Below are 26998 nucleotides of genomic sequence, written 5' to 3'. Positions count from 1 at the left end.
AAGGGAGCAAGGGGCGTATGGATTCCAACGAAGTCAACAAGCTGCTCGGCGGATTTCTTGGAACCTGCTTCATCGTCTTTTCCATAGGCCTCGTCTCGGACGGGCTGTTCGCCTCGCCGACGCCCGAAAAGCCCGGCTTCGCCATCGAAGCGCAGGAACCGGCCGAAGGCGGTCCGGCTGCTCCCGCGGCGGAAGCCAAGCCGATCGCCGACCTGCTCGCCACCGCCAACGCAGAGGCGGGCGCCGCGATCTTCAAGAAATGCCAGGCCTGCCATTCCGGCGAAAAAGGCGGTCCGAACAAGGTCGGTCCGGACCTTTGGGACATCGTCGACCGCCCCGTCGCCGAGCATGAAGGCTTCGCCTATTCGGCCGGCATGAAGGATTTCTCCAAGGGCGGCCAGGAGCACTGGACGTACGACAATCTCAACCACTTCATCACCTCGCCGAAGAAGTTCGTGAAGGGCACGGCGATGGGCTTCGCCGGCCTGCCGAAGGATGAAGACCGCGCCAATGTGATCGCCTATCTGCGCACGCTGTCGGACAATCCGAAGCCGCTGCCGCAGCCGGGTGCTTCGGCGGAAGCCAAGCCGGCGGAAGGTGCCGCACCCGCGAAGCCCGCCGAAGGCGCCGCGCCGGCCAAGCCGGCCGAGGGAACCGCTCCGGCCAAGCCGGCCGCGCCCGCTCAATAAACAATTTGTCATAGAGACTTCCTTGGAAAAGCCGGGTTCGTCCCGGCTTTTCTGTTAGGAAAGCTGCATGGAGCGCGACAAAGGCGGCACTTGCGGTTTCCACCCGCGTCAAATGATCTAGATTGCGGGTGGACACAGCAATTCCACGAAAGCGGGAACCGGGTTTCCGTCCGGAATTGCGTCGAAACAAAGCGATAGAGCGGTTGTCGTTTCCGGGAAACGATGAACCGCTCTGGAGTTCGCGACGAGGAGAACGCATGAAGGTTGGCCGCTTCCGCACGCTTTTCGCATCGGCATTCGCGCTTGCCTTCGCCGCCAGCCTGCAGGCAGGCTTCGCCGATGAATGGCGCACGACGTCGTCGCTGATCGGACCTTCAAAGTATGGCGAGAATTTTCAGCATTACGACTACGTCAATCCGGATGCGCCGAAGGGCGGCACCTACAACTCCGTGGTCACAGGAACGTTCGACAGCTTCAACCCCTATATCGTGCAAGGATCGCCGGCCGCGGGGCTGGTGGGTTTCGGCGGCGGGCTGCTCTATGACACGCTGATGGACCAGGCTACGGACGAGGGCAGCGTCAGCCACCCGCTGGTTGCTGAGGCCTACAAATATCCGGCCGACTATTCGTCCGCGACCTACCGGCTCGATCCGCGAGCGAAATGGCATGACGGCCAGCCGATCACTATCGACGACGTGGTCTGGTCGTTCAATGTGCTGAAAGCGAACGCCCCGCAATACAACCGCTATTTCGAGAACGTCACCGACGCTGTAGCCATCTCCGACCGCGAGGTCGAATTCCATTTCAACCAGAAGGGCAACCGCGAGTTGCCCAAGATCATGGGCGATCTGGTCGTGCTGCCGAAGCACTGGTGGGAAGGGACTGACGCCAGCGGCAAGAAGCGAGACATCACCCGCCCAACGCTGGAGCCGCCGCTGGGCTCCGCGGCCTACAAGATCGCCAGCTTCAAGCCGGGCTCGGAAATCGTCTGGCAGCGCGTCCCCGATTATTGGGGCGCGAAGCTGCCGGTGAAGATCGGCCGCGAGAATTTCGACGTCCAGCGCTTCACCTACATTCTTGACGATAATGCCGCCTGGCAGGCCTTCACCAAGGGTGGGCTGGACGACATCAAGCCGGAAAACAGCTCTCGGCGATGGAATACGGCGTATAATTTTCCGGCGGTGAGCGCCGGCGACGTGGTCAAGCAGGTGTTCAAGACCACCTCGCCGGAACCCATGCAAGCCTTCATACTCAACCAGAGGCGGCCGCTATTCCAGGACCGCCTCGTGCGCGAGGCTCTGACGCTCCCGTTCGATTTCGAAACGATGAACCGCACGTTGTTCTATAACTCGAACACGCGCACCCATAGCTACTTCCAGGGCACGGAGCTGGCGTCGAGCGGATTGCCGCAGGGCAAAGAGCTGGAAATCGTGGAGAAATACCGAGACAAGCTGCCGCCTGAATTGTTCACTCAGGAATTCAAGCTGCCGGTCTATGACTCGCCGCAGGCGGAACGGAAATACCTGAAGCAGGCGGTCGACCTCTTTGCCCAGGCAGGCTGGGTGATCAAGGGCGGCAAGATGGTGAACGCCAAGACCGGCGCGCCGTTCAAGTTCGAGATCCTTGGCTGGAACGACACCGATCAAGTGATCTCCAGCCCCTGGATCGCCAATCTGCGCAAGATCGGCGTCGACGCCAATCTGCGCATGATCGACCAGACGCAGTACATCAACCGCGTCAATAATTTCGATTATGATGTCATCACCAGCCAGTTACAGCAGTCGGAATCGCCCGGCAACGAGCAACGCGATTTCTGGAGCTCGAAGGCCGCCGACACGCCCGGATCGCGCAATTATTCCGGCATCAAGAACCCGGTCGTCGACGCGCTCGTCGACCGCATCATCTTCGCCACCGACCGCGACGACCTTGTCGCCGCGACCCATGCGCTCGACCGTGTCCTTCTGTGGAACTACTACGTCGTTCCGCAATACTATCGCGCGGTGGTTTGGCTCGCCTACTGGAACAAATTCGGCATGCCGGATAAGCAGCCCAGCTACCGCGGCGCCGATATCGATTCTTGGTGGATCGACACGGCCAAGGAAAAGGCGCTGGCCGCCAAATACAAGGGCCTCGATTGATGGAGCGGCGGACTTTGCTTCCTCGCCGCAACTTCCTGGCGCTCGGCGCCGCAGCCACGGCCGCCGCGTTGCTGCCCGGCCGGGCCTTTGCCGAAACCCCGACCGGCGTCAAGCTGCATGGCCTGTCGGCCTTCGGCGACCTGAAATACAAGCCCGACTTCGCCCATTTCGACTATGTCAATGCCGATCCGCCGCAAGGCGGCACCTTCAACTTCTCGCCGCCCAACTGGGGCGCCAACCAGAGCCCGCAGACCTTCAACACGCTGAATTCCTTCGTCCCCAAGGGCGATTCCCCGCAGCGCATGGAAATGTGCTTCGATTCCCTGATGGTGCGGGCGCTTGACGAGCCGGATGCGGCCTATGGATTGATCGCCGAGAGTGTCACGATCTCCGAAGACCGCAACACCTTCACCTTCTCGCTGCGCCCGCAGGCGCGCTTCCATGACGGCACGCCGCTCACCGCCGATGATGTTGCCTTCACCTTCAAGCTGCTGAAAGACAAAGGGCATCCGGACTACGCGCTGTCACTGACGCATCTGGAAGATGCCGTGGCGAAGGACACCCACACGGTCGAGCTCAAATTCTCGGGCAAGCAGTCGGCCCGCACCATCCTCAACGTCGTCGGATTCCCTATCCTTTCGAAGGCCTTCTTTACGGCCAACCCGTTCGATTCCTCGCAGCTCAATCCGCCGCTCGGCTCAAGCGCCTACAAAGTCGGGCGCTGGTCGGCGGGTGCCTGGATCGAATATGAGCGGGTGGCCGACTATTGGGGCAACGACCTGCCGGTCAATCGCGGCCTGAACAATTTCGGGCGCATCCGCATCGAATTCTACCAGGATCGCACCGCCGGGTTCGAGGCCTTCAAGAAGGGCGAGATCCTCTACCGCGAGGAATTCACGTCGCGCGTCTGGGCGACGGCTTACGATTTTCCGGCCTTTACCGCCGGCAAGGTGATCAAGCATGAGTTCCCGGCTGAAACGGTGCCCTCGATGCAGGCCACCGCGGTCAACCAACGGCGTGAGCAGTTCAAGGATCCACGCGTGCGGCAAGCGATCGCGCTCTGCTTCGATTTCGAATGGACACGGCGCAACTTCTTTTATGGTTCCTATGAGCGCTCGCAATCCTGCTTCGAAAAATCCGACTTCCGTGCCGCGGGCATGCCGACGCCGCAGGAACTGGCGCTGCTTGAGCCGCTGCGCGACCAGCTGCCGACGGAGACATTCGGCGAAGCGGTGACGCAACCTCCGTCGGACGGGTCCGGGCGAGACCGCAAGCAACTGAGCGCGGCACTGAAATTGCTCGCTCAGGCCGGGTGGAGACGCTCCGGTGATTTCGTGGTCAATGACAAGGGCGGGCGGCTGGCAGCCGAATTCCTGGTCGACGACGAGACCTTCGTGCAGGTCTATTCGCCCTGGGTCGCCAACATGAAGGCCATCGGCATCGATGCCTCGATCCGCCTGGTGGATTCGGCGCAGTACCAGCTCAGGCAATCGACATTCGATTTCGACCTGCTCTCGGCCGCCTTCAATTTCAGCGCCACGCCGACCCGCGACGATCTGGAAATTTTCTTCCACTCGCGAAGCGCCGCCGTATCGGGCTCGCGCAACCTGTCGGGCGTTGCAAGCCCGGCAGTCGATGCGCTGATCGATGCCGTCGGCGCCGCCAAGGATCGTGAAAGCCTGACCACCGCCATGCGCGCGTTGGACCGGGCCTTGCGCGCGCGGCGCGATTGGATTCCAAGTTGGTATCTGGCGAATCACCGAAGCGCCTATTGGGACATGTTCGGCTTCCCCGAACAGAAACCCGATTTCGGCTTTCCGGTCGAGGCGCTGTGGTGGTTCGACAAGGGCAAGGCGGCAAAGATTGGCAAAGCCTGACATCACTGTTCGCGCGGGGCCCGTCGCCTGATGGGCGCCTATATCCTGCGCCGCATTCTCCTGATGATCCCGACGCTGTTCGGCATCATGGCGATCTCCTTCGCGGTCATCCAGTTCGCCCCGGGCGGGCCGGTCGAGCAGGTGATCGCCCGGCTGACCAACCAGGGCGGCAACGACCGCCTCGGCAGCGGTGGCGGCGACGCCGGCGGCGGCAATTTTGACGTGGCCGGCGATGTCGGCTCGAAATATCGCGGCGCGCAGGGGCTCGATCCCGAATTCATCAAGAAGCTGGAAAAGCAGTTCGGCTTCGACAAGCCGCCGCTCGAGCGCTTCGGCATGATGCTGTGGAACTATATCCGCTTCGATTTCGGCGACAGCTATTTCCGCGATATCTCGGTGCTGAACCTGATCCTGGAGAAGATGCCCGTCTCCATCTCCATCGGCCTCTGGATCACGCTTTTATCCTACCTGATCTCGATCCCGCTCGGCATCCGCAAGGCGGTGAAGGACGGCTCGACCTTCGACGTGTGGACCAGCGGCGTCGTCATCGTCGGCTATGCCATTCCAGGCTTCCTGTTCGGCATCATGCTCATGGTGCTGTTCGCAGGCGGTTCGTTCTGGGACTGGTTTCCGCTGCGCGGCATCGTTTCGGACAATTGGGATCAGCTCTCCTGGCCGGGCAAGATCGCCGATTACTTCTGGCACATGACGCTGCCGCTGACGGCGCTCGTGCTCTCGGCTTTCGCCACGACCACCCTGCTCACCAAGAACTCCTTCCTCGAAGAAATCCGCAAGCAATATGTGGTGACGGCGCGCGCCAAGGGGCTGTCGGAGCACAAGGTGCTCTACGGCCACGTGTTCCGCAACGCCATGCTGATCGTCATCGCCGGTTTTCCCGGCGCCTTTATCTCGGCCTTCTTCACCGGCTCGCTGCTGATCGAGAACATCTTCTCGCTCGACGGCCTCGGCCTGCTCGGCTTCAAGTCGGTGGTCGACCGCGATTATCCGGTGGTGTTCGCCACCCTCTACATCTTCTCGCTGCTTGGCCTGTTTGTCGGTCTTCTGTCCGACCTGATCTACACCTGGGTCGATCCGCGCATCGACTTCGAGCGGAGAGACATCTGATGGCCGAGGCCGCGATCGAAAGCGCCCCGGTTCGGCCCCGCAGGCCATTTCTGTCGCCGCTCAACCAGCGGCGGTTGCAGAACTTCAAGGCCAACCGGCGCGGCTACTGGTCGCTCTGGATCTTCCTGTTGCTGTTCGTGCTGTCGCTGTTCTCAGAGCTGATCGCCAACGACAAGCCGATCGTCGCCTCCTACAAGGGCGAGATCCTGTTTCCGGTCCTGGTCGCCTATCCGGAGGAGAAGTTCGGCGGTTTCTATGCGGTCACCGATTATCGCGATCCGGTGATCCAGGACGAGATCAATTCCAATGGCTGGATGATCTGGCCGCCGGTCCGTTATTCCTATCAGACGGTCAACAACGCCATTCCGGAACCGGCGCCGGCAAAGCCGTCCTGGCTTTACGACAAGAAGACGCGCTGCAGCCAGTACCCGCAAGGCGAGGCCGACGCCAACTGCACCGTCGGCAACTGGAACTGGCTGGGCACGGACGACCAGGCCCGCGACGTGCTGGCGCGGGTACTCTATGGCTTCCGCATCTCGGTTCTGTTCGGCCTGATCCTGACGCTCGGGTCATCGCTGATCGGCGTCGCGGCCGGCGCGGTGCAAGGCTATTTCGGCGGCTGGACCGACCTTCTCTTCCAGCGTTTCATCGAGATCTGGTCGGCGATCCCGGTTCTCTATCTGCTGCTCATCATCTCGGCCATCCTGCCGCCTGGCTTCTTCATCCTGCTCGGCCTGATGCTGCTGTTTTCATGGGTGGCGCTGGTCGGCGTGGTGCGGGCCGAATTCCTGCGCGCCCGCAATTTCGAATATGTCAACGCGGCGCGCGCGCTGGGCGTGCCAAACCTCACCATCATGTTCCGCCACCTGCTGCCGAACGCGATGGTGGCGACGTTGACCTTCCTGCCCTTCCTGCTCTCGGGCTCGATCTCGACGCTGACCTCGCTCGACTATCTCGGCTTCGGCCTGCCGCCGGGCTCGGCCTCGCTCGGCGAATTGCTGAAACAGGCGCAGCGCAACCTCAACGCCCCCTGGCTCGGCATCTCCGGCTTCATCGTGATCTCGCTGATGCTGTCGCTGCTGGTCTTCATCGGCGAGGCGACGCGTGACGCCTTCGATCCGCGCAAGACGTTCAAATGAGCCAAGCCCTGCTTTCCGTCCAAGACCTGAGCGTCGCCTTCGCGCAAGGCGGCAAGCAGGCGATCGCTGTCGATCACATCTCGTTCGACATCGCCAAGGGCGAGACGCTGGCCCTGGTGGGCGAATCCGGCTCGGGCAAATCGGTCTCGGCGCTGTCGGTGCTGAAGCTCCTGCCCTATCCCGCCGCCAGCCATCCCTCGGGCAGGATCCTGTTCAGTGGGGCCAACCTGCTCGCCATGGACGAGAAGGCGTTGCGCGGCGTGCGCGGCAACAAGATCACCATGATCTTCCAGGAGCCGATGACCTCGCTCAACCCGCTGCACACGATCGAGCAGCAGATCGTCGAGGTGCTGCAATTGCATCAGGGCCTGCGTGACCAAGCCGCGCGCGCCCGCACGCTGGAACTGCTCACCGAAGTCGGCATCCGCGATCCGCAGAAACGCCTCGACGCCTATCCGCACCAGCTCTCCGGCGGCCAGCGCCAGCGCGTCATGATCGCCATGGCTCTGGCCAACGAGCCGGAGCTTCTGATCGCCGACGAGCCGACGACCGCGCTCGACGTCACCGTGCAGGCGCAGATCCTGGAATTGCTGGCGGAGCTCAAAGCCCGCAAGGGCATGTCGCTGCTGTTCATCACGCATGATCTCGGCATCGTGCGCAGGATCGCCGACCGCGTCTGCGTCATGACCAAGGGCAAGATCGTGGAGAGCGGCCCGACCAGGGAAATCTTCGCCAATCCGCGGCATGACTATACAAAGCATCTGCTCGCGGCCGAGCCGAAGGGCAAGCCGCCCACAACCGACCCGGGCGCCAAATCCGTCATGACCGGCAAGGACATCAAAGTCTGGTTCCCGATCAAGAAAGGCTTCTTCCGGAGCACGGTCGACCATGTGAAGGCCGTGGACGGCATCGACGTCACGGTGCGGGCCGGCCAGACCCTTGGCGTCGTCGGCGAATCCGGCTCGGGCAAGACGACGCTGGGCCTAGCGCTCGCGCGGATGATCTCCTCGACCGGTACGATCAATTTCAACGGACGCGACATCAACCAGCTCTCCTTCGGCGCCATGCGGCCGCTGCGGCGCGAATTGCAGATCGTCTTCCAGGATCCGTTCGGATCGCTCAGCCCGCGCCTGTCGGTTTCGGAGATCATCGAGGAAGGACTGAAGATCCACGAGCCGAAGCTCTCGGCCGACCAGCGCGACGACAAGGTGGTCGCCGTGCTGAAAGAGGTCGGCCTCGATCCCGAAACGCGCCACCGCTATCCGCATGAATTCTCCGGCGGCCAGCGCCAGCGCGTCGCCATCGCCCGCGCCATGGTGCTCAACCCGCGCTTCGTCATGCTCGACGAGCCGACCTCCGCGCTCGACATGAGCGTGCAGGCGCAGGTGGTCGACCTTTTGCGCAGCCTGCAGGCCAAGCACAATCTCGCTTACCTCTTCATCAGCCACGACCTCAAGGTCGTCCGAGCCCTTGCCAATGATGTCATCGTCATGCGCAATGGCCGGATCGTCGAGGCGGGACCTTCCGAGCAGATTTTCAGCAGCCCGCAAACCGATTATACGCGGGCGCTGATGGCGGCGGCCTTCAAGATCGAGACCGCGCCGACCGGCGTGGTCAGCGAGTAGCCGGACCGCACCGGCGAAACAGGGAAGAAAAATCCGAGAATGGAAAAAGGCAAAATCCTGCTTGCCCTCACGGGCATCCACCCGCAGCGCTGGCACGAGCTGCTGTCGGCCGAGCGCGAGGTCGTGCTGGAGCCGAAGGGCGCCGACGATCCTTCGATCACCTATGCGGTGGTGTGGAAGCAGAAGCCCAACCTTCTCAAGTCGCTGCCCAATCTGCGCGCCATCTTCTCGATCGGCGCCGGTGTCGACCATGTCTTTGCCGATCCAGGCCTGCCCGACGTGCCGATCGTCAAGATCGTCGCCGACAATCTTACCCAGCACATGGTCGAATATGTAGTCTGGCGCGTGCTCGACCACCATCGGCAGGCCTCGCTTTACCGGGCCCAGCAGCAAAAGAAGATCTGGCACGAGCCGCCGCAACGGGTGGCGGGCGACGTCTCCGTCGGCATCATGGGGCTTGGCAGTCTTGGCCGCGCCGCGGCTTCGGCGTTGTTGTCGCTCGGTTTCGCCGTCAACGGATGGTCGCGCAGCGAGCGGGGGATGAAGGGCGTTTCGACCTATGCCGGCGAGGCGGGGCTGATCCCCTTCCTCAATGCCACTGACATCCTGGTTGTGCTCTTGCCGCTCACGCCGCAGACCCAGGGCATCGTCAATTACGGACTGCTCAAGGAACTGCGCCGGCGCAACGGGCTCGGCGGCGCCGTGCTGATCAATGCCGGGCGCGGACGGCTGCAGAAGGACGCCGACATTTTGCGCGCGCTGGACGACGGCACACTGAAGGAAGCGAGCCTCGACGTATTCGAGGTCGAACCGCTGCCGAAGACCAGTCCGCTGTGGAGCCATCCGAAAGTGTTCGTCACGCCGCATGCGGCGGCGACGTCGGACCCGGCGCACCTGGTGCCGATCATGCTTCGCCAGATGGCCGCCTTCGAGCGCGGCGAGAAGCTCGAGAACCTGGTCGACCGCAAGGCGGGGTATTAATCGGGAGTCAGACCCCAGTCGCGGAAGCGCTGCTTGATCGCCCGCAGCGAAGACAGCTGCAGCTTCGGCAGATCGAGCGCGTCGAACATCGCACGGTATTTCCTGCGGTTTCGCGGCGTGGTGACGGCGATGTGGTGGATCATGTCCCATTTGATGCTGTCGCGCCCGTCTTCCAGAGCGCCGAGCCTGTCCTTCTCGAACAGCGTTCGCCTTAAATAGCGCAGAAGACTCGCGGCCGTGGAGATATCCAGCAGAATCAAGCCTGTCGCCCGCCGAAGTCGCTGCGGCATGCAACCCGAATAGTTCCCGTCCATCGCCCAGCGCTCGCCGGCTATAGCAGCATCGTGCAGGGCAATGAATTCGGCCCTGGGACGTTGCTCCCAATCCGTATTGGGCAGATGAAAGAGCTGATCGAGGTGAACGGCTTCCAGGCCGCGCTTGCGCGCTATCGCGTCGGCAAGGGTGGACTTGCCGCTATTGGACGGGCCCAGGATGCAGATGCGGTCGCCGAGGTCTGAGAGGTTCATCGGGCGGTCTTTCAAGCGCGATCAAACGCTCGCCGATCCAGCCGAGCGTTAAACAGAATAACGGATATCGGACACTCAGGAAGGCTTCGAGCCGGGCAGCCCAAGCGTCTCCTTCTTCTTCGGCTTGCCGCAGTCGCGGCGTTCGATCGAGCGGTTCATGGCGTCGATCTCGCCGCTCGCCTTGTTGCTGGCGCGCTGCGCCTTGGAGCGCATGTCCGGCATGAACGGGCCGAAGCCCATGGCCGGATTGGAGAAGCCCGGCTTGGCGGTGACGGGCAGATTGTTCTGCCGCGCCAGTTGATTGCGCTGCGCCAGTAATTGGTCGCAAGGCACATCGTCATATTGCAATGAGGATTGGACATCCTCGTCCTGACGCTCGGCCATCGACGTGCCGCCGACACAGCCGGCGACCGTCAGGCAAGACGCCAACGCAACCATGGTCCAGCGCATGGATATCTCCCTAGGGCAATTCCAGGAAAAGTGCCTCGTGGTTTTCCGTCCGGAATTGCGCAAAACAAAAGACTCGGTATCCGCCCCGCGCAACCCCGACCATGCCATTCATGCTTTTTCGCAGCAAGGTCGACCTCATGCCGTTGCCGGATTCCCCAGCTCGGCGGCTGCAGCGGGAAACCCAGCCACAATGGCCAGGCCCTCGACCGGATCCCGCCGGTCGTGCCGGATAACCGTGCTTTCCAGCGACAGGACCGCAAGGCCGTTTGCCGCGAGCAATAGCCGCGCATAGGCCTCGGAATGGGCATAACGCCGCGACGGCAAAAGGGCGAAATCGCCGCCACTGGCAAGCGTCTCGAGCGAAAAGGCGAACAGGCCGCCATCGGCAAGCATGTTCGCGACCGCACCGACGATACCTTCGAGCGCGCCCAGATAGATGAACACGTCGGCCGCGACCACGAGGTCGGCCTTGGCGCCTGTGTAAGAGAAATGCTGGAGGTCGGCCTTGGCCAGCCGGTCGTAGATGCCCTTGGCCTTCGCCTTCCTAAGCATGCCGGCCGAGATGTCGTAGCCCTCCAGCCGGTCGGCAAACGGGCGCAGCCTCTCGCCCATCAGGCCGGTGCCGCAGCCGAAGTCGAGGGCCAGCCGGAACCGGCCGGGCCGTGCCTTGCTTATGGCGCGCCAGAGAAAATCCGGCAGCCCATAACCGAGCTTCCCGACAAGCGAGTCCTCGAAACTGTCGGCATAGTGATCGAACAAGGTCTCGACAAAGGCGCTGGGCGGCGCCTCGGCGGCGGGCGCCTTGCCGATCAGTTGAAGCTTCAGCGCGGCGCCAAGGCGGTCCGCGGGCTCTAGCTTCAGCGCCATGGCCCAGGCCTGCGCGGCTTGGTCGAGCAGGCCTGCCGCCTCCTGCATCTCGCCGAGGCGAAACCAGCCCGCCGCCCATTGCGGCGCCAGTTCCAGCGCGCCAAGCAGAAGCTCGGCCGCCTGCGCCGGCTCGCCCGAGGCGAGCAGCGTCTCGGCGAAATCGGCGCGACGATCGGCGTTCAAATCGCCCGAGGAGGCCTGGAGCGGTTTCATCTTTTGAAGAATCCCACCGGCGAGGCGGAGCCGGCAAGGGGCTGTAGGACGAGTCAGCAGTCTCTTGCAACAGGCTTCCCGAGGCAAATTTAGCCACTATGTTCAAAGCCATGCGCGCCAGCGACCTGCTCAAGCCCCGGCCGGAGGGCCTCTACTGCCCGCCCGGCGATTTCTTCATCGATCCGGTACGGCCCGTCGGGCGGGCGCTGATCACGCATGGCCATTCCGACCATGCGCGCTCCGGCCACCGCTCGGTGTTGGCCACGCAAGAGACGCTCGACATCATGGGGCTGCGTTACGGCGAGGATTTCGCCGTAACCACGCAGGCGGCTGCTTTCGGCCAGACAATCGACATCAACGGCGTCGCCGTCACTTTCCATCCGGCCGGGCATGTGCTGGGCTCGGCGCAGATCTGCGTCGAGCATGGGGGCATGCGCATCGTCGCTTCCGGCGACTACAAGCGTCAGAAGGACGCCACCTGCCTGCCGTTCGAGCCTATCCGATGTGATGTCTTCATCACCGAAGCGACCTTCGGCCTGCCGGTGTTTCGCCATCCGCCGGACCAGGACGAGATCGCGCGCGTGCTCAAATCGGCGGCGCAATTTCCCGAACGCTCGCATCTGATCGGAGCCTATGCGCTCGGCAAGGCGCAGCGCGTGATGCGGCTGTTGCGCGACGCCGGCTACGACAGGCCGATCTATATCCATGGCGCGCTGGCGAAGCTCAGCGAATATTATCAGAGCCAAGGCATCGATCTCGGCAAGCTCGAGCCGGGGACGGTGGAAAGCCGCGGCAAGGCCGATTTCGCCGGCGCGATCGTCGTCGGCCCGCCGTCGGCCTTCGCCGACCGCTGGGCGCGGCGTTTTCCCGACCCGATCTCCTGCTTCGCCTCGGGCTGGATGCGCATCCGCCAGCGCGCCAAGCAAGGCGGCGTCGAGCTGCCGCTGATCATTTCCGACCATGCCGATTGGGACGAGCTGATCATCACGATCAAGGAAACCGGCGCGGAGGAAATCTGGGTCACGCATGGCCGCGAGGAGGCGCTGGTGCGCTGGTGCGAGCTGGAGGGCATCGCGGCGCGGCCGCTGCATCTCGTGGGGTATGAGGATGAGGGCGATTGATGGCGATTCTTGATACTGGAATTGGCAACGCCGCGCCGGAACGCCAAGTCCCGCGAGCTGCGTGCCCATGAACCGCTTCGCCGAGCTTCTCGACCGCCTTGTGCTGACGCCGTCGCGCAACGGCAAGCTGACGCTGCTGACCGATTATTTCCGCAGCGTCGAGGATCCCGATCGCGGTCTGGCGCTCGCCGCCATCACCGGCGATCTCTCGATCGCGGCGGTGAAGCCGGCGATGCTGCGCGCGCTGGTGGTCGAGCGCATGGACCCGGTGCTGTTCGGCTATTCCTACGACTATGTCGGCGACCTCGCCGAGACCGTGTCGCTGGTCTGGCCGCAACCACAAGGGCACATCCCCAATCATGTGCCGACGCTTGCCGAAGTGGTCGGCAGACTGCAGGCGGCGAGCCGCTCCGACGGACCGAAGGTTCTGTCACGGCTGCTCGACGACGCCAGCATCTCGGCGCGCTTCGCCATCATCAAGCTGGTCACCGGCGGCTTGCGCATCGGCGTGTCGGCGCGGCTCGCCAAGCAGGCGCTGGCCGACCTTGGCCAAGTCGACGTCGCTGAGATCGAGGAGCTCTGGCACGGGCTGGCGCCGCCTTACACCGAGCTGTTCGCTTGGCTCGAGGGCCGGGCGGAAAAGCCGACGAGCACCGCGCTGGCGCTGTTCCGGCCGGTGATGCTGTCCAATGCCGTCGACGACGGCGACCTCGAAAAGCTCGACCCGGCCGATTATGCGGCTGAATGGAAGTGGGACGGCATACGCGTGCAGGCAGTGTGCGAAGGCGGTGTGCGCCGGCTTTATTCGCGCACCGGCGACGACGTGTCCGGCGCCTTCCCGGACCTTGCCGCCGCGATGAATTTCGAGGCGGCGCTGGACGGCGAGCTTTTGGTCGGCGACCCGCGCGAGGCGACCGGAACCTTTTCCGACCTGCAGCAGCGGCTGAACCGCAAGAGCGTGTCGCCAAAGATCCAGCAGCAATATCCGGCCTTCATGCGCTGCTACGACGCGCTGCAGATCGACGGCGAAGACCTGCGCGCGCTGCCCTTCGCCGAGCGCCGCAAGCGACTCGAGGCTTTCGTCAAAACCCTCGACCCGAGCCGCTTCGATCTCTCGCCGCTGGTCGCGTTTTCCGATTGGGAGACGCTGGAGCGGCTGCGCCAGGCGCCGCCGCATCCGATCATCGAAGGGGTGATGCTGAAGCGCTGGGATTCGCCCTATCTTGCCGGCCGGCCGAAAGGCCCGTGGTTCAAGTGGAAGCGCGACCCGCACACCATCGACGCGGTGCTTATGTATGCGCAGCGCGGCCACGGCAAGCGTTCCAGCTTCTATTCCGACTACACATTCGGCGTCTGGTCCGGTCCGGAAGGCTCGGAAGAGCTGGTGCCGGTCGGCAAGGCCTATTTCGGCTTCACCGACGAGGAGCTGAGAGAAATCGACAAATATGTGCGCGACAACACGATCGAGCGTTTCGGGCCGGTGCGCTCGGTGCGCGCCGACCGCAGGAACGGCCTGGTGCTGGAGGTGGCGTTCGAAGGCCTCAACCGCTCGACCCGCCACAAATCGGGCGTCGCGATGCGCTTTCCCCGCATCTCACGGCTGCGTTGGGACAAGCCGGCGGCGGAAGCCGACCGAATCGAGACGCTGCAGGCATTGCTGGATAGCTAAAGATCGAGCGCCGGCGTTGGCGGATAGAGCGGCGCGATCACTGCGCTATCGAGACGCGTATCTCGTAGATATCCACCGACTTGCCCTTCTGGTCGAAATCGGAATTGACGGCGATCGTGCCGGCGGCGCCCGGATGCTTGTTCGGGAACTGCACGTCGAACAGATATTCGTTGCGCTCGTGGCCGACCGCGTAGCGCTTGCGGCCGCAATCGCCGAGATCGCCGAAATTGCAGTCGATCGAGATCTGCGTCTCCTTGCCTTCTTCCGAACGCGCGACGATGTCGAACATGGCGTGCTTGCCGGCAAGTTTCTCCAGCACGCCCTGGCCGACGTCGAAGGCGATGGCCGAACCGGACGCGCCCGAGCGGATGCGCAGGAACTGGCCGGTGTCGTCCTTCATCACCTCGGCGGCGGCGTCGGACGGGGCGCTGACATGGGTCGGGTCGGCGGGCGAGAAGACGTTGATCCAGTTCTTCGACTGGTCGGCCTCGCCCGGTTTCTGCGGCGAGCCTGGCTCGGTCGGCTGCGAGGAGTCCTCGTCGTCCAGCGCCGGCGCCGGCTCCGGCGGGCCGGTGTTGAGCTCGGCCGCCGTCTTGAAGACACCGGTCTGCTTGGCGAAATAGAGGCCGATGCCGGCGGCCGCGAGCAATGTCGCGACGACGAAGATCGCGGTGAGCGGCAAGCGCCGGCCCCTGATGCGCCGCTCGTCGCGGTCGGGCGCGACCTGGGCGCCGTTGCCGACGGGAGCACCCGGCGAATCATCGAGCGAGGGCGCATCGGGAAGCGCTGTCTCATCCGGCATGATGTCGGGCACGCGCGGCAGCACACGCCCACGCGGCCGGTCTGAAGCATCGGGCTGGACCGGGCCGTCGACGGTGATCGAGGGCGAGGGCGCGGTTTGCGACGGCGGCAGCGGCGCGTCGACAGACGGCGCGGCCGATTCGGACGGCGCTTCGACGCGGAGGTCCGGTGCGCCATTGCCGGTGGGCGCTACGTTTTCCGGCGGCAGCGTCACCTCTGGCACGGCCGGCAGGAACTCCGATTCGATCTCGGTGATCTTGGCCTGGACTGCCTTGCGGCGACCGATGGCGGCCTCGACCGTGACGTTCGGATTGGCCTGCAGGACGCGGTCGAGCGCGGCAAAAGCGGATCGATAGACCCTCTCGCGGAACGCCCGGTCCTCGGCATTGCCTTTCTCGAAGGCATTGCGGATCGCTTTCTCGATGGGGTCCAAGCGAGCTCCCTCTGCGCGTTCGCTCCCGGTTGTCTGGTCGTCAGCCGCAGACGACCGATCGATCAACGGCGAGCGGCTGCCTTGCCGGCCAAAGCCATTTCGGCATTTTTTGTTGAAGAATCAACATTTTTCGTCACCGCGGCTGCAGCCGCGCCGGCCAGCCGGATGCGAAGGACCGCTTACCCGCACGCCGCCGCGGGCCGCGCCGGCACCCGTCGCGCGGTAACCGTAGATCGGAATTGCCGCCGGCGAGGCCGGAAATTCACCGCTGCCCATCTTGAATTAGCGAGCGGTTGAGTCTATCACCCAGCCCATTCTGGAAGCCTGACGCTTCCCGGGCCGCTTTAGCTCAGTTGGTAGAGCACATCATTCGTAATGATGGGGTCGCGTGTTCGAGTCACGCAAGCGGCACCAAAAATCTCCTAAGAAAATCAGCTGTTTACGAGTTTCCGGGATTGCCCGAGTTGGAAACCGCCTACCATTTTCCGCCTTTTTCTACAGGAATTTGGTCCTAAATCTGTTAGAATGAACCCATTCCAACAGATTGCAAAGAACAGCTTGACGCGAAATGTCGCGCCTATCTGTCAATTCTTCGGTTGTGAGATTCGGTGGCTGAATTAGGTATCGATATACGCAAGCAGCCAGACCCGCATGATCGTGCCCTCGTCTTCTGGCGCTTCGCCATGGAACGCGGCCATGCCGTGTTCGGCAATGGCCATAAACGCTGCATCGTTCTTGTTGTACTTGGCATCCATCTCCAGCGCCGCAATCCGGGCTTTCTCGAATGAGAAGCCGTGCTTTGTCATGAAGCGCTCGATCAGGTGGATCGAGATGCGAGCAAACCCGTTTGTCGGGAAATTTTTCGTCTGCACATATTCGTGGAAAAACCCCCATAGGAACTGCTGCTCGAATCTGAAAAGCAGATTTTTCCCATCTCGGGGAGTGATCCCTTGTTGGGCAAAATCCCCTAGGTCGCCTTTCTTCATGCCGGTCATTAGATAAAGCTTAAACTGCTTCTGCATCGCCTCTTCTGCGAGACGGCGGCCTTCGGCGAGATATTCTGCCGCAATCTGGTTGCCAAAAATCTCGGCGGGAGATTTCTTGCGGAAGAACGAGAACATCGATCCCCTCCATAGCGCGTCAAGCCTGCCAAGCGCTTGCGTGAAGATAGAGCAGTTCGCGAGCCGGCGCGACAGCGTCACAATTGGTTCTTTAGGAAACCTGTGTCAGTGGTTGTTATGAATTGCTTGACACCCTGCTGCGTGATCTTGTTTTAGAAGAGAATGCCCCTCATAATTAGGTGCTTTCTTAGGGATCACGAGCCCTGACGCGCTCCCGTAGAGACCTTGACATACTACGCCGTATGAGCTAAATATGTTGCGTGTCTACGCGCCGTTCGTGCGCTGGGATGAAACTCAACGGGGTTGAGCATTCTGGCGCTGAATGTTGGATGGGACGTTGGAGAACGCCGGAACATGTTTCCGTGAGGTGATCCGGCCAACTGCCGCAGCGAAGGGAAACATCGCGATAGACAAGCTATTGAGAGGGAGCCGCGTATTTGCGCAGGCTCCCTCTCCGCTTTAGAAGTAGTCGTTTGCGAACATATTGAGGTGCGTGACGCGTGGCTGCGTTTTGACCTCTCGCTCCGCATTGTGGCAATCTCGGAATACGCCGGAAATCGATGTTTCATCGCCTTCGGTCTCCGATACGTTGAAATGCCTATCGGCATCGATCCTCTTTCCAAAGCGCAAGTGGCCCGCAATCTCGCAATGAAGGCCATGCTCGCCACCGGTCGCAAATTTTGCGTGGCGCTCCTTTCCATAAACGAAGAACCGCTTCGCATCGTCAACCGCGTAAATGGTCTTGTACGAAGTCCGCCTTCGGGGCCTCAATCGACCGCGTAGCGGGACAAGTTGCCTCTCGATCAAGTCACCGAAATTGGGCTGCAAATTCTCTTCACGGCAAAGTCTCGCTATCTCGACTAGTTCACCCGCTTGAAAGTTACGCAACGGCAACATGAGAAGGTCGCCATCCTCTCCTTTGTAGAACCGGGCCAGAATCTGCCCCAATGCCTTCAAAGCTCTTGCGGTTGTGTAGTGGAAAAAGTTTTGAAGGCTGGCCCCCACGTCGGCGTTCTGAAAGCTGACGATGAACACGGAATTGCGGATGTCTGCGGCAAGATGCAAGAGGTCTGCATCCATGATCAGCAAGCAAGCATCGGCCTCTTTCGCTCGTGAGAGGATAAACCTCTCGAGTTCATTCGCTGTTGGCGCTCCATCTGGAATGTATGTCGATTGGAGAATCTGCACTCCCCGCCCGTAAAAGAAGCCTTTGTTCAGAGCGTCCTTTGGAATGATTGCATCTTTGCCTAAGCCGAAGTGACGCCGCAGACGCTGGTCTGCGGCTACCAGCCCGACGAAAATCTTCATCGTCCACCGAGCAACTTTACGAATACACGCGTGGGAATGACGATCTGATCGAGTTCCTCGTCGGACAGTCGAGCGAAAGCCCTAATAATAGCTCGCGACGAATAATCCGATGGCATGCCCGCCTCGGCGCGTCGATGGGAAGGCCTCTCTGTACCTTGGCCAAGGTCATCGGCTTGAAATTCAAAATTCTCGCCAGCGGGCACGACGCCGACCTTTGGCTTCTGTACGGGATGAGAGACCAGCCGATACCCACCTTGATCCTCAGTCCGCTTCACAAATGCTTTCAGGCGCTCCTCACCCAATATGGCCTTGTAGTCCAAGCCTGCGGCTTTCAGAGCCGGAGTAGCCTGACTCAACAGGAACGGCTCTTGCGACGACTGCCAGTTACTTTCAGCCTGACTCTTTAGGAAGGCTACAATGTCTGCTTCAGTTTTCGCCAATCAAGTTCCCCACTACCATCATCAGCTACGTCACCAAGCACTAACAGATCGAGATTCCTTTTACCACAGAAGGTCTCTGCACCGATCAATCCCTCGCGGTAACCCCGTTACGCAGACTGGCTGACCGTCATTTTGATTGCGATTGTCATGGAAAATCCACCCGCGCCATTGCGTTGATCGCGTCGAACTTTGAAAAGAAAAGGAGCCTGTAGGCGGCCATCACATGATTGTAGTCCTCGAACCCCAATAGGTGCATCAAATCGAACGCGCTGTAACCCGAATCAATGAGCCTCGAAGCATAATAGTGTCGTAGCGATCTGAGCGGGTAGTACGGCAGACCGGTACCCGTGATCGCGGCTTTCCAGATAGAATGAACGGAAGCTGGCGAAAGTAGCGATCCGTCTACCTTGCAGAAGAGGAGCTTGTTTTGATGAGAGAGAACATACGGCTGCATGATTTCTTGGAGACGCGGCGAGATCGGGACATCTCGCCGGAGCCTTTGGCTAGCCACCGGCATGATCGCTCGGCCGGCAACCACCGTGCGCCGGACCCTCAGAAGCATCTCATCAAAATCTACGTCGCCGCGCTCAAGTGCCAAGGTCTCGCCAATCCTTAGACCCGCGAAACATAGCGATGATACAAAGGCATGATCGCGCCGCGAAGGAAACGACGCGTTTCGGTCGGCCCGGTCCTGCAACCATGCGAGAAGCGACGCAAGCTCCTCCTTGCCGTAGAAGCTGTCTCGTACGACCGGCATGCCCGCGTGGCGGTCGACCTTGATCCCAAACACACTATCGAAAGGATTTTGATTGAGGTATCCGGCCTTATTGGCGAAGCGAAAACAGCGGTTGAGCGTGGCAAATGCCGCCGCCGCATTCTGCCTAGAATGCGTGGCACCAAGAAGTTCACCTTTGTAAGCCGTCAGGTCCATCCAGGTGATGGAATTGATTGGTCGGTTGCCGAAGGCCTGAACAAATGACCTGAGATGCTTTTCGTACGCCCTCTTAGTCGATGGCCGCACACGCCCGACCATGTGGTGATGACCATTTTTGATCGCCAGCAAGTACCGCTGAATTACGGAGGCGACCTGTCGCCTTCTCTCCCGAACACCACTGAGGTCGCGTTCTCCGCTCGCACCGAACAAACGGTCGAATCCACGGGCGCTGGTTGAATCGCTAAAGGTGCGTGTTCGGCGTATTCCGTATTCATCGTAGTAGGAGACCTGATAGCCTTCCCAACTCGTACCATTCGGTCGCCGCACGAATTTTCGAGAAACAGTCACCTGACCCCATCATTCCGCCCAACTCCGTGCAGCACATAGCAGACGACCCTTGAGAATCCGTGACTTTACAAATAGTTGTCCTGATCATTCGGGGCTCTTCGTAATGATGGGGTCGCGTGTTCGAGTCACGCAAGCGGCACCAAAATTCCAATAACTTAGCCGATTGCCTCGCCGGATTTGTACAGAAACCGCACAGAAACACCTGATGCCGAAGGCTGTAGACCTGAGCGACCGCGAACTTCACCGTCTGATCAGCTAACTTTCTCCCTGCTCGCCTAGACCGTGCTTCGGAATTTCCTTTAGCCCTAACATTTGTAGGCGCGACCAGTTCGGCCGTGTGCACATGATAGGGCGCTCGGTCCTGGCGGGGCCGAGCCCAACCACCTTCACCCGCGGGCTTCGGCCGGCGGGTTTTTTCATTCTGTCACAGCTCGGCGACAACCGTCTGGGCATTCCAGTCAATGGACTTCGGTCGTATGTACTTTAAGACTTTGGCCCGAGTGCGGAACAAATACCACAAAGTTCTCTTTTCTTCCGAGTGAGAACTCAAGAAAAGGAGAAAAGCCATGTCTGACGGCCCTACAGTCGTAAACTCTGGTGGTGGCGGAACAGCCGTTGCGATAATCCTTGGCATCATCGCAGTTGTTGCCCTATTATTCTTCACGGGGGTGATAAACATAAATGGGGGCGGAGGTAAGGATGTGAACGTTAGCGTGAACACGCCCAAGGTTGAGGCGCCGTCCGCACCGTCCGTCTCCAAGCCCGCCGCTCCCGCCAAACCGGCACCGGCACCTGCTAACGGGGGCTAGGGCGGATCTTCCTCACAGGCTCCGGCGAAATGCTGGGCCTGTGAGGTCCAGCGGTTCACGTCCCGCGATTCGCCGGTCCCCGCCATCTCTGCCCGGGCGCATTAGCGGAGGCCGAGCGCTTGAGCGGTCTGCCGTGAACCATGGGCCATCGGCGGATGACAAAAAGTCACCGGCGGGGGCAACCTGCCCCAACGGAATAAGGGGCTATATCTTTTGTCCTTTCGGACCAATGCGTTCGGCAGGATGGACCTCGGTCGATTGTGGGCTGGCGGGCAAATCAGACAGTCTCGCGATCGCACCGGCTGATAACCCCAAGCCCCCCGCCCTATCGGTCGGTGCATGCCCGGCTTGCGGACCTCAAAATCCTAACCACAAAAGCGAGCCGGGCTTCCATCCGCGTGCCCATGCCGAGACGCAATCTGCCGGAAATGCAATGAGGAGTTGGACGGTCTATCACGTCGATTTCAGAGCAGGGGGCAGCAGACCGCTTCTAACTAAAATCGGAAGCGTTGAAGCAGATAATCTTTTGGCGGCGGTGATGAAGGCACAAGCATTGTGGCCCGATGAAAAGTCCATGACCGTCCGCCCGGCTGCAGAAGACAGCCAATCGGCACAGCCGCCGGCCCCACTGCGCGACACCGATTAAACCCAAGGAGCGATCGGGTCGCTCGCTTCGGCTCCAAAGCTTCGACATGATCTGGCCACGCCTACGGTGCTACCTGGCGTGTTTCGCAAGCGGCATCGTTCTCACGCCTTCCCCCTGCACTCCGTGATCGGCGCATCTCGGCCATTGTCGGGAACAGCTGTTGGTGGGAAACTCCCTTTGTCAGCATGGGAGGTCGAAATGCCCAATAGTTTCAAGACCGGAGACGTCGTCAGGCTGAAGTCCGGAGGCCCCGAAATGACTGTCAGCGACGGGGCGGCTTCCGGCACGTATCTGTGCCACTGGTTCAACCGCGAGGGCGACGTCTGGACGCCGCAACATGCAGGTTTCAAGCAGGACCAGTTGGTGGCGGTCGACCAGCCGAGATAGTCGTCGCCTCCTGTCCTTAGCAATCCTTCGATCCGGCTGCGCCGGATCCGGTAGGTTGGTGTCCGGTCGAAAAAGACCGACGGATTTTGCTCTGTCTCGCGTTCAATGGCTGAAGCGTGGCCGCCAATGGCCGCGCCCAACCGGAGACGAGAGCATGATCCGCCCCACCATATTCGTCGTTGCCCTTGGCCTGCAGACCGCGGCCGCGGTCGCCCAGACAACGACGCCGGCCCCTGCCCCGGCCCAGACGGCGCCGAGCAGCCCGGCTCCGGCCGCCAAGTCTGACCAAACCAAATCCGGCCTGACGCTGGAAAAGTTCGAGGCGCGCCGGGAAAGGGCGTTCATGCGGGCCGACACAGACAATGACGGCAAGGTCAGCCTCACCGAATGGACCGCTTTCCAGACCGCGCGCAAGGCCAAGGGCGATCCGGCCAAATCCTTCGCGCGCATCGACACCAACAAGGACGGTTTCGTCGACAGGGGCGAGCTCGACGCCTTTCTCGCCGAGCGCTTCGCCAGGCTCGACAAGAATAGCGACGGCGTGCTCGGCGCCGACGAGAGGCCGGGCCATAAAACCGCTCCCAATCAGGAGCAATGACCAAGAGGCTATGCCGCACAATGACAGCCGCGAGCGCCCGACGTGATGGGCGCCGATCCGGACGAGGAACTGGTACGCCGCATCGGCACCGGCGACACCGCCGCGGTGCAGGCGATGGTGGCGCGCAAGCTGCCGCGCATCCTGGCCCTGGCCGCCAGGATGCTTGGCGACCCGGCGGAAGCAGAGGACGTCGCCCAGGAGACTTTCGTGCGCATCTGGCGCCATGCCTCGGGCTGGCGCCAGGGGCACGCACGCTTCGACACCTGGGTCCACCGCGTCGCGCTCAACCTCTGCTACGACCGGCTGCGGCGCCGGCGCGAATGGACGACGGACGAGCTGCCGGAGGTGGCGGACGAGGCGCCGCTTCCCGATGTCATGCCGGGCGACGAAGAGCGCAGGGTCGACCAAGCGCTGCAGCGGATCGCGCCACGCCAGCGCGAGGCCATCGTGCTGGTGTATTATCAGGAGCTGTCCAACATCGAGGCCGCCGGCGCCATGCAGGTCAGCGTCGATGCGCTGGAAAGCCTGCTCGCGCGAGGCCGCCGCTCTTTGCAGGCCATGCTCGCGGGAGATGGCGATGACTGAGACAGCAAAGGCATTGCCGGCGTTGCGGGCAAGGACGCGGGGGGCCAGGTCGGGATGGCGGAAGGGGGAACGGGATGGCTGAGGAGACCGCAGACGGGCCAATGGATGCCGGGCGCTTCGCTGCGCTGGCGGATGCCTATGGCGGCGCCTTGCATCGCTGGCCGCCGGGCGAACAGGCGGCCGCGATGCTGTTTGCCGACACCAACGAGGGCCGAGCTATCCTGGCGCGCGCGGGCAGGCTCGACGCCATGCTCGACCGGCATCGGGTCGAAGCACCCAGCCCGGCGCTCCATCGCGCCATTGTCGCCCGGGCAGCGGCCGAGGTCAGGCAGGGGCGCCGCCGACGGTTCTGGTGGCTGGGCTTCGGGCTTGCGGGTGTCGGGCTGGCCGGCGCCGTGGCCGGCCTGGCGCTGGTGACCCTCGTCAACCCGGATATCCAGCCCGACCATTATGTGATGGATGCCAATGCGACGTCGTTCGGCGATGCCGGTCCCGACGCCGATCCTTACGAGGAAGATCTATGAGCCCCCGTCTTGTCGCGGCATCGCTGGTGCTGAATGTTTTTCTGATCGGCGCGGTGGCTGGCGGCGCCGGCTGGCTGATCGGCAAATCGAATCCTGGCTATTCGCTGGAATCGGCTGGCGGTAGGTTGCCTGCCGCCGACCGCAAGGTCTTCCGCCAGGCGTTGCGCGACGTTCGCCGCGAGTCGCGCGACGTGATCCTCGACGGCCAAGCCGCGCGGCGTGAGGCGGCAAACCTTCTGCAACAGCCGGCTCTCGACACCAACGCGCTTGCCGCCGCCCTGGAGCGCGCGCGCAATGCCGATGTCACCGTGCGCACCAGGCTGGAACAGCGCATCATCGAATTCGCCGCATCAGGCTCGCCGGAGGACCGCCGGCTGCTGGCGGACGCCTTGTTGCGACGCGCCGGCCGGCAGCCGCCGCCTGCAAAAAAATCGCCATAGGCGGCGACGGAAACGGCGAGCACGCTCCGTTCAAGGGAAGAGGGACAGGCCTGCGACCGCCTTTGGCGGCGGCAGGTTCTCTTCAACCTCGAAACTCTCGGGAGTATCGCATGAACAGTCTGGCAAAATATTCGATCGCGGCTGCGCTCGCCCTCGGCGGAACGGCCGCCGCAAGCGCCGCCTCGGCGATGCCGATCGCACCGGTTGCGCCCTCACCGGCGCTTGTCGAGCACGTCGCCTGGGGCTGCGGTCCGGGCTGGCATCCCAACCACTGGGGCCGCTGCGTGCCCAATCGCCGCGTGATCTATCCCGGCTATTACTACTGGGGCGGACCGCGCGTCTATATCGGCCCCGTCTGGCATCCCTACCATCGCTGGCACCACTGGCGCCGCTGGTAACAACCCTTCGCGATGCCGGTGCTGCGGCCGGCATCGTGAGGATCCCCGATGATCCATGAAACCGACGGCTTCAACGGAGGCTTCGTTGGCCGCACCGTTTGCAAATTCCGTCTCGCCGGACCCCGCCCTGGTGGCGCTCAACCGCTTCGGCCTCGGCGCGAAACCCGGCGACGATTTCGGCAAGATCGCCGCCGATCCGCGCGGCTACCTCGAGGCCGAGCTCAAGCAGCAGGACGTCGCGCTCATTTCCCCCGACGACCCACGGAATGCCGGGCTGTTGGATAGCACTGCGGCGATCCAGGCCAGCATGGCGGCAGCCATGGAGCGCAAGGCGGCGCGCGCCGAAACGGCGGCCGCCGCTATGCAGCCGGCAACGGATGATCCAGCCGGCCCGGCCGTGGCAAAAGCCAAACCCTCGGTGCCGCATGTCGAGGCCGATATCTATCGCGACGAGGCGCAGGCCCGGTTCGACAAGGCGCTCACTGCGACGCCCGGCTTCGTAGAGCGCCTGGTCGGCTTCTGGTCGAACCATTTCTGCGTTTCCGTCGCCAAGGCACCGGTCGTGCGGGCATGCGCCGGCGCCTTCGAGCGCGAGGCGATCCGCCCCTTCGTGCTCGGCCGCTTCGCCGATACGCTTTTGGCCGTCGAGCACCATCCGGCCATGCTGTTCTATCTCGACAACCGGCAGTCCATCGGCCCCGATTCCCGCGCCGGCAAGCGACGCGGACGCGGCCTCAACGAGAACCTCGCCCGCGAGATCCTGGAATTGCACACGATGGGCGTCGGCAGCGGCTATGCCCAGGCCGACGTCACCAGTTTCGCGAACATGCTGACCGGCTGGACGATGGCCGGCCGCGAGGGGCGGCTGGGCGAGCCGGGAAGCTTCGTCTTCAACGCCAATGCGCATCAGCCGGGCAAGGCGGTGCTGCTCGGCAAGACCTATCCCGATGGCGGCATGGGCCAGGCGGAGGCCGCGCTCAACGACATTGCCCGTCACCCGGCCACCGCGCGGCACATCGCCACCAAGCTTGCCCGCCATTTCATCGCGGACGATCCACCGCCGGCGGCGATCGCCCGCCTGGCGACGGTCTTCACCAAGACCGACGGCGACCTGCGCGCGATCGCGTTGACGCTGATCGACATGCCGGAAGCCTGGTCGACGCCGCTCACGAAGCTGCGCTCGCCCTTGGACTATGTCGTGGCGCTGCGGCGGGCGGTCGGCGCTACCGCCGTCAACGAACCGCAACGATCGCTTCGCTGGCTGAGCGTGCTCGGCGAGCCGCTGTGGCGACCGCCGGGGCCGAACGGCTTTTCCGACCGGACGGACACATGGGTTTCCGCCGAGGGCCTCAAGACGCGACTGGACATCGCCTGGCAGGCGGCGAAGCAGGCGGACGATATCGGCGATCCAGACGAGATGCTGGCGTCGCTGATCGGCACATCCGTCTCGGCCGAGACGCGGCAGGCGATTTCGCGCGCGGAGTCCAAGCAGCAAGGCCTGGCGCTGCTGCTGATGGCGCCGGAATTCCAGCGCCGGTAACAGTGATGGAGATGCGGCCATGAGCCTTCTTTGCGAAACCCCCAGCCTGTCCCGGCGCGCGGTGCTGATGAGCGGCGGCGCGCTGTTTGCCTGGGCCTATCTGCCGCGCTTCGCGCGCGCAGCCGACAATCGCGACCCGCGCCTGATCGTCATCGTGCTGCGCGGCGCGCTGGACGGGCTGTCGACGGTCGGGCCGGTCGGCGATCCGGACTATGCCGGCCTGCATGGCGATATCGCGCTTTCGCTCTCAGGCGCCAACCCGGCATTGCCGCTCGACGGTTTCTTCGCCGTCAACCCGGCAATGCCGGTGTTTGCGCGCCTGTTCAAGGCAGGCCGGGCGGCCATCGTGCACGCGGCCGCGACCGGCTACCGCGACCGCTCGCATTTCGACGGCCAGGACGTGCTGGAAAGCGGCTTGCCGGGCCCCGGCAATGCCACCACCGGCTGGCTCAACCGGGCGTTGGCCAGCCTGCCGGCGGGCGACAGGATCGCGAGAGCCGGCGGGCTGGCGGTCGGGCCCTCGACGCCGCTGGTGATCCGTGGCGCCGCGCCCGTGCTCGGCTGGGCACCGCAGGCGCTGCCGACGCCCGGCGATGCGCTGGCGGAGCGTGTGCTCGATCTCTACAACCATCGCGATCCTGCGCTGGCGGCCGCGCTTCAGAAAGGGCTCGACGCCGACCGCATGGCGCTGGGCGACCAGCTCGACGGCAAGGCGATGAAGCCGAAGGGCGGCCTCGACAATGCCGCCGGCATGCGGCAGTCGGCGCAAGGCGCGGCGCGGCTGATGGCTGCCGACGACGGACCGCGCATCGCGGCGCTCGCCTTCGACGGCTGGGACACCCATGTCAACGAAGGCGGCGCCACAGGGCGGCTCGCCAATCTGCTCGGCGGCCTCGACGGGGCGTTGGAGGAGTTCGAGAAGGGGCTTGGCGAGCGTTGGCGCGACACCGCGGTCGTCGCCATCACCGAGTTCGGCCGCACGGCGCGCATCAACGGCACGGTCGGCACCGACCATGGCACCGGCACGGTGGTGCTGCTCGCCGGCGGCGCGATCAAGGGCGGCCGCGTCATCGCAGACTGGCCGGGGCTGAAACCGGCGCAGCTCTACGAAGGCCGCGACCTGGCGCCGACCAGCGATGTGCGCGCGGTGCTGAAGGGGCTGCTTGCCGACCAGTTCGGGCTGTCTGCTGCGGTGCTTGGCGGCACGGTGTTTCCAGAGTCGGCTGCGGTGAAGCCGATGCGGGACCTGGTGGCGTGAGTCGTGA

Annotated in this window: 25 protein-coding genes and 1 tRNA gene; 18 read left to right on the top strand and 8 right to left on the bottom strand. The window is 63.0% G+C overall.

The window, feature by feature from the left end; genetic code table 11:
• Positions 1-17: 17 nt before the first annotated feature.
• The 7 genes from LB520_RS14315 (at position 18) to LB520_RS14285 (ending at position 9574) form a co-directional block, all read left to right on the top strand.
• Positions 18-689 (top strand): c-type cytochrome, encoded by a 672-nt coding sequence (locus tag LB520_RS14315; protein WP_224526766.1) that lies wholly within the window; start codon positions 18-20, stop codon positions 687-689.
• A 257-nt stretch (positions 690-946) separates the two neighbouring features.
• Complete coding sequence (locus LB520_RS14310; RefSeq protein WP_224637921.1) at positions 947-2827, top strand: extracellular solute-binding protein; 1881 nt, start codon at positions 947-949, stop codon at positions 2825-2827.
• Positions 2827-4704 carry an extracellular solute-binding protein gene (locus LB520_RS14305; protein ID WP_224637920.1) on the top strand — a complete coding sequence of 626 codons (1878 nt, stop codon included), beginning with the start codon at positions 2827-2829 and terminating at the stop codon, positions 4702-4704. The genes LB520_RS14310 and LB520_RS14305 overlap by 1 nt, the downstream gene beginning before the upstream one ends.
• A 30-nt stretch (positions 4705-4734) precedes the next feature.
• Complete coding sequence (locus LB520_RS14300) at positions 4735-5829, top strand: microcin C ABC transporter permease YejB (protein ID WP_224637919.1); 1095 nt, start codon at positions 4735-4737, stop codon at positions 5827-5829.
• Complete coding sequence (locus tag LB520_RS14295) at positions 5829-6968, top strand: ABC transporter permease (RefSeq protein ID WP_224637918.1); 1140 nt, start codon at positions 5829-5831, stop codon at positions 6966-6968. Before LB520_RS14300 ends, LB520_RS14295 begins: the two co-directional genes overlap by 1 nt.
• Complete coding sequence (locus LB520_RS14290; protein ID WP_224637917.1) at positions 6965-8593, top strand: ABC transporter ATP-binding protein; 1629 nt, start codon at positions 6965-6967, stop codon at positions 8591-8593. Before LB520_RS14295 ends, LB520_RS14290 begins: the two co-directional genes overlap by 4 nt.
• Before the next feature lie 39 nt (positions 8594-8632).
• Positions 8633-9574, top strand: a complete 942-nt coding sequence (locus LB520_RS14285) for a 2-hydroxyacid dehydrogenase (RefSeq protein ID WP_224637916.1) — start codon at positions 8633-8635, stop codon at positions 9572-9574.
• Here the strand turns inward: LB520_RS14285 and LB520_RS14280 are convergent.
• The 3 genes from LB520_RS14280 to LB520_RS14270 all read right to left on the bottom strand — a co-directional run bounded on the left by LB520_RS14280 (position 9571) and on the right by LB520_RS14270 (position 11631).
• A complete protein-coding gene (locus tag LB520_RS14280) occupies positions 9571-10101 on the bottom strand; it encodes an AAA family ATPase (protein ID WP_224637915.1) in 531 nt (176 codons plus the stop codon). The two genes, LB520_RS14285 and LB520_RS14280, sit on opposite strands and share 4 nt — an antisense overlap.
• Positions 10102-10176: 75 nt before the next feature.
• Positions 10177-10551, bottom strand: a complete 375-nt coding sequence (locus LB520_RS14275) for a hypothetical protein (RefSeq protein WP_224637914.1) — start codon at positions 10549-10551, stop codon at positions 10177-10179.
• Between the two features lie 135 nt (positions 10552-10686).
• On the bottom strand, positions 10687-11631 hold the full coding sequence (locus LB520_RS14270) for a methyltransferase domain-containing protein (protein ID WP_224637913.1): 945 nt from the start codon (positions 11629-11631) through the stop codon (positions 10687-10689).
• A gap of 110 nt (positions 11632-11741) precedes the next feature.
• Between LB520_RS14270 and LB520_RS14265 the strand changes: the two genes are divergently transcribed.
• Positions 11742-12752, top strand: a complete 1011-nt coding sequence (locus LB520_RS14265) for a ligase-associated DNA damage response exonuclease (protein ID WP_224637970.1) — start codon at positions 11742-11744, stop codon at positions 12750-12752.
• A gap of 67 nt (positions 12753-12819) precedes the next feature.
• Positions 12820-14421, top strand: a complete 1602-nt coding sequence (locus LB520_RS14260) for a cisplatin damage response ATP-dependent DNA ligase (protein WP_224637912.1) — start codon at positions 12820-12822, stop codon at positions 14419-14421.
• 37 nt (positions 14422-14458) lie between these two features.
• On the opposite strand, the gene LB520_RS14255 is transcribed toward LB520_RS14260, so the two are convergent.
• Positions 14459-15655, bottom strand: a complete 1197-nt coding sequence (locus LB520_RS14255) for a hypothetical protein (RefSeq protein ID WP_224637911.1) — start codon at positions 15653-15655, stop codon at positions 14459-14461.
• 338 nt (positions 15656-15993) lie between these two features.
• Between LB520_RS14255 and LB520_RS14250 the strand changes: the two genes are divergently transcribed.
• A tRNA-Thr gene (locus tag LB520_RS14250) sits at positions 15994-16069 on the top strand.
• A gap of 203 nt (positions 16070-16272) precedes the next feature.
• Here LB520_RS14250 and LB520_RS14245 read toward each other — a convergent pair.
• From LB520_RS14245 to LB520_RS29290, 4 genes are all read right to left on the bottom strand, one after another.
• Positions 16273-16776, bottom strand: a complete 504-nt coding sequence (locus tag LB520_RS14245; RefSeq protein ID WP_224637910.1) for a hypothetical protein — start codon at positions 16774-16776, stop codon at positions 16273-16275.
• Positions 16777-17235: 459 nt separating this feature from the next.
• Complete coding sequence (locus tag LB520_RS14240; protein WP_224637909.1) at positions 17236-18084, bottom strand: hypothetical protein; 849 nt, start codon at positions 18082-18084, stop codon at positions 17236-17238.
• Positions 18081-18524 (bottom strand): hypothetical protein, encoded by a 444-nt coding sequence (locus LB520_RS14235; RefSeq protein ID WP_224637908.1) that lies wholly within the window; start codon positions 18522-18524, stop codon positions 18081-18083. Before LB520_RS14235 ends, LB520_RS14240 begins: the two co-directional genes overlap by 4 nt.
• Before the next feature lie 145 nt (positions 18525-18669).
• Positions 18670-19806, bottom strand: a complete 1137-nt coding sequence (locus LB520_RS29290) for a tyrosine-type recombinase/integrase (protein ID WP_224637907.1) — start codon at positions 19804-19806, stop codon at positions 18670-18672.
• A gap of 1653 nt (positions 19807-21459) precedes the next feature.
• On the opposite strand from LB520_RS29290, the gene LB520_RS14225 reads away from it, so the two are divergent.
• From LB520_RS14225 to LB520_RS14190, 8 genes are all read left to right on the top strand, one after another.
• A complete protein-coding gene (locus LB520_RS14225; RefSeq protein ID WP_095766010.1) occupies positions 21460-21648 on the top strand; it encodes a YodC family protein in 189 nt (62 codons plus the stop codon).
• Between the two features lie 154 nt (positions 21649-21802).
• On the top strand, positions 21803-22246 hold the full coding sequence (locus LB520_RS14220) for an EF-hand domain-containing protein (RefSeq protein ID WP_224637906.1): 444 nt from the start codon (positions 21803-21805) through the stop codon (positions 22244-22246).
• Positions 22247-22291: 45 nt separating this feature from the next.
• The gene (locus LB520_RS14215) at positions 22292-22831 is read left to right on the top strand and encodes an RNA polymerase sigma factor (RefSeq protein ID WP_224637905.1); all 540 of its coding nucleotides are present in this window, start codon (positions 22292-22294) and stop codon (positions 22829-22831) included.
• A gap of 74 nt (positions 22832-22905) precedes the next feature.
• Entirely contained in the window at positions 22906-23355 is a 450-nt protein-coding gene (locus tag LB520_RS14210; protein ID WP_224637904.1) for a hypothetical protein, read from the top strand.
• Positions 23352-23795: a periplasmic heavy metal sensor gene (locus LB520_RS14205; RefSeq protein WP_224637903.1), complete on the top strand. Its 444-nt coding sequence runs from the start codon at positions 23352-23354 to the stop codon at positions 23793-23795. The genes LB520_RS14210 and LB520_RS14205 overlap by 4 nt, the downstream gene beginning before the upstream one ends.
• A 110-nt stretch (positions 23796-23905) precedes the next feature.
• Entirely contained in the window at positions 23906-24193 is a 288-nt protein-coding gene (locus tag LB520_RS14200; protein ID WP_224603094.1) for a GCG_CRPN prefix-to-repeats domain-containing protein, read from the top strand.
• A gap of 55 nt (positions 24194-24248) precedes the next feature.
• Positions 24249-25733 carry a DUF1800 family protein gene (locus LB520_RS14195; protein WP_224637902.1) on the top strand — a complete coding sequence of 495 codons (1485 nt, stop codon included), beginning with the start codon at positions 24249-24251 and terminating at the stop codon, positions 25731-25733.
• A gap of 19 nt (positions 25734-25752) precedes the next feature.
• Complete coding sequence (locus LB520_RS14190; RefSeq protein ID WP_224637901.1) at positions 25753-26991, top strand: DUF1501 domain-containing protein; 1239 nt, start codon at positions 25753-25755, stop codon at positions 26989-26991.
• The last annotated feature ends 7 nt before the right edge of the window (positions 26992-26998 follow it).

Origin of the sequence: Mesorhizobium sp. CA12 (assembly GCF_020165255.1) — a bacterium.
Taxonomy (GTDB): Bacteria; Pseudomonadota; Alphaproteobacteria; order Rhizobiales; family Rhizobiaceae; genus Mesorhizobium.
This window is presented reverse-complemented; position numbering and strand designations above follow the sequence as displayed.

Bases quoted from the DNA above. Each gene is read 5' to 3' on its own strand.
- LB520_RS14225 (WP_095766010.1), top strand. From the start codon at position 21,460: ATGCCCAATAGTTTCAAGACCGGAGACGTCGTCAGGCTGAAGTCCGGA.
- LB520_RS14280 (WP_224637915.1), bottom strand. From the start codon at position 10,101: ATGAACCTCTCAGACCTCGGCGACCGCATCTGCATCCTGGGCCCGTCC.
- LB520_RS14300 (WP_224637919.1), top strand. From the start codon at position 4,735: ATGGGCGCCTATATCCTGCGCCGCATTCTCCTGATGATCCCGACGCTG.
- LB520_RS14305 (WP_224637920.1), top strand. From the start codon at position 2,827: ATGGAGCGGCGGACTTTGCTTCCTCGCCGCAACTTCCTGGCGCTCGGC.
- LB520_RS14220 (WP_224637906.1), top strand. From the start codon at position 21,803: ATGATCCGCCCCACCATATTCGTCGTTGCCCTTGGCCTGCAGACCGCG.
- LB520_RS14285 (WP_224637916.1), top strand. From the start codon at position 8,633: ATGGAAAAAGGCAAAATCCTGCTTGCCCTCACGGGCATCCACCCGCAG.
- LB520_RS14315 (WP_224526766.1), top strand. From the start codon at position 18: ATGGATTCCAACGAAGTCAACAAGCTGCTCGGCGGATTTCTTGGAACC.
- LB520_RS14260 (WP_224637912.1), top strand. From the start codon at position 12,820: ATGAACCGCTTCGCCGAGCTTCTCGACCGCCTTGTGCTGACGCCGTCG.
- LB520_RS14210 (WP_224637904.1), top strand. From the start codon at position 22,906: ATGGCTGAGGAGACCGCAGACGGGCCAATGGATGCCGGGCGCTTCGCT.
- LB520_RS14215 (WP_224637905.1), top strand. From the start codon at position 22,292: ATGGGCGCCGATCCGGACGAGGAACTGGTACGCCGCATCGGCACCGGC.
- LB520_RS14190 (WP_224637901.1), top strand. From the start codon at position 25,753: ATGAGCCTTCTTTGCGAAACCCCCAGCCTGTCCCGGCGCGCGGTGCTG.
- LB520_RS14310 (WP_224637921.1), top strand. From the start codon at position 947: ATGAAGGTTGGCCGCTTCCGCACGCTTTTCGCATCGGCATTCGCGCTT.
- LB520_RS14240 (WP_224637909.1), bottom strand. From the start codon at position 18,084: ATGAAGATTTTCGTCGGGCTGGTAGCCGCAGACCAGCGTCTGCGGCGT.
- LB520_RS14195 (WP_224637902.1), top strand. From the start codon at position 24,249: ATGAAACCGACGGCTTCAACGGAGGCTTCGTTGGCCGCACCGTTTGCA.
- LB520_RS14290 (WP_224637917.1), top strand. From the start codon at position 6,965: ATGAGCCAAGCCCTGCTTTCCGTCCAAGACCTGAGCGTCGCCTTCGCG.
- LB520_RS14275 (WP_224637914.1), bottom strand. From the start codon at position 10,551: ATGCGCTGGACCATGGTTGCGTTGGCGTCTTGCCTGACGGTCGCCGGC.
- LB520_RS14270 (WP_224637913.1), bottom strand. From the start codon at position 11,631: ATGAAACCGCTCCAGGCCTCCTCGGGCGATTTGAACGCCGATCGTCGC.
- LB520_RS14200 (WP_224603094.1), top strand. From the start codon at position 23,906: ATGAACAGTCTGGCAAAATATTCGATCGCGGCTGCGCTCGCCCTCGGC.
- LB520_RS14265 (WP_224637970.1), top strand. From the start codon at position 11,742: ATGCGCGCCAGCGACCTGCTCAAGCCCCGGCCGGAGGGCCTCTACTGC.
- LB520_RS14205 (WP_224637903.1), top strand. From the start codon at position 23,352: ATGAGCCCCCGTCTTGTCGCGGCATCGCTGGTGCTGAATGTTTTTCTG.
- LB520_RS14295 (WP_224637918.1), top strand. From the start codon at position 5,829: ATGGCCGAGGCCGCGATCGAAAGCGCCCCGGTTCGGCCCCGCAGGCCA.
- LB520_RS14245 (WP_224637910.1), bottom strand. From the start codon at position 16,776: ATGTTCTCGTTCTTCCGCAAGAAATCTCCCGCCGAGATTTTTGGCAAC.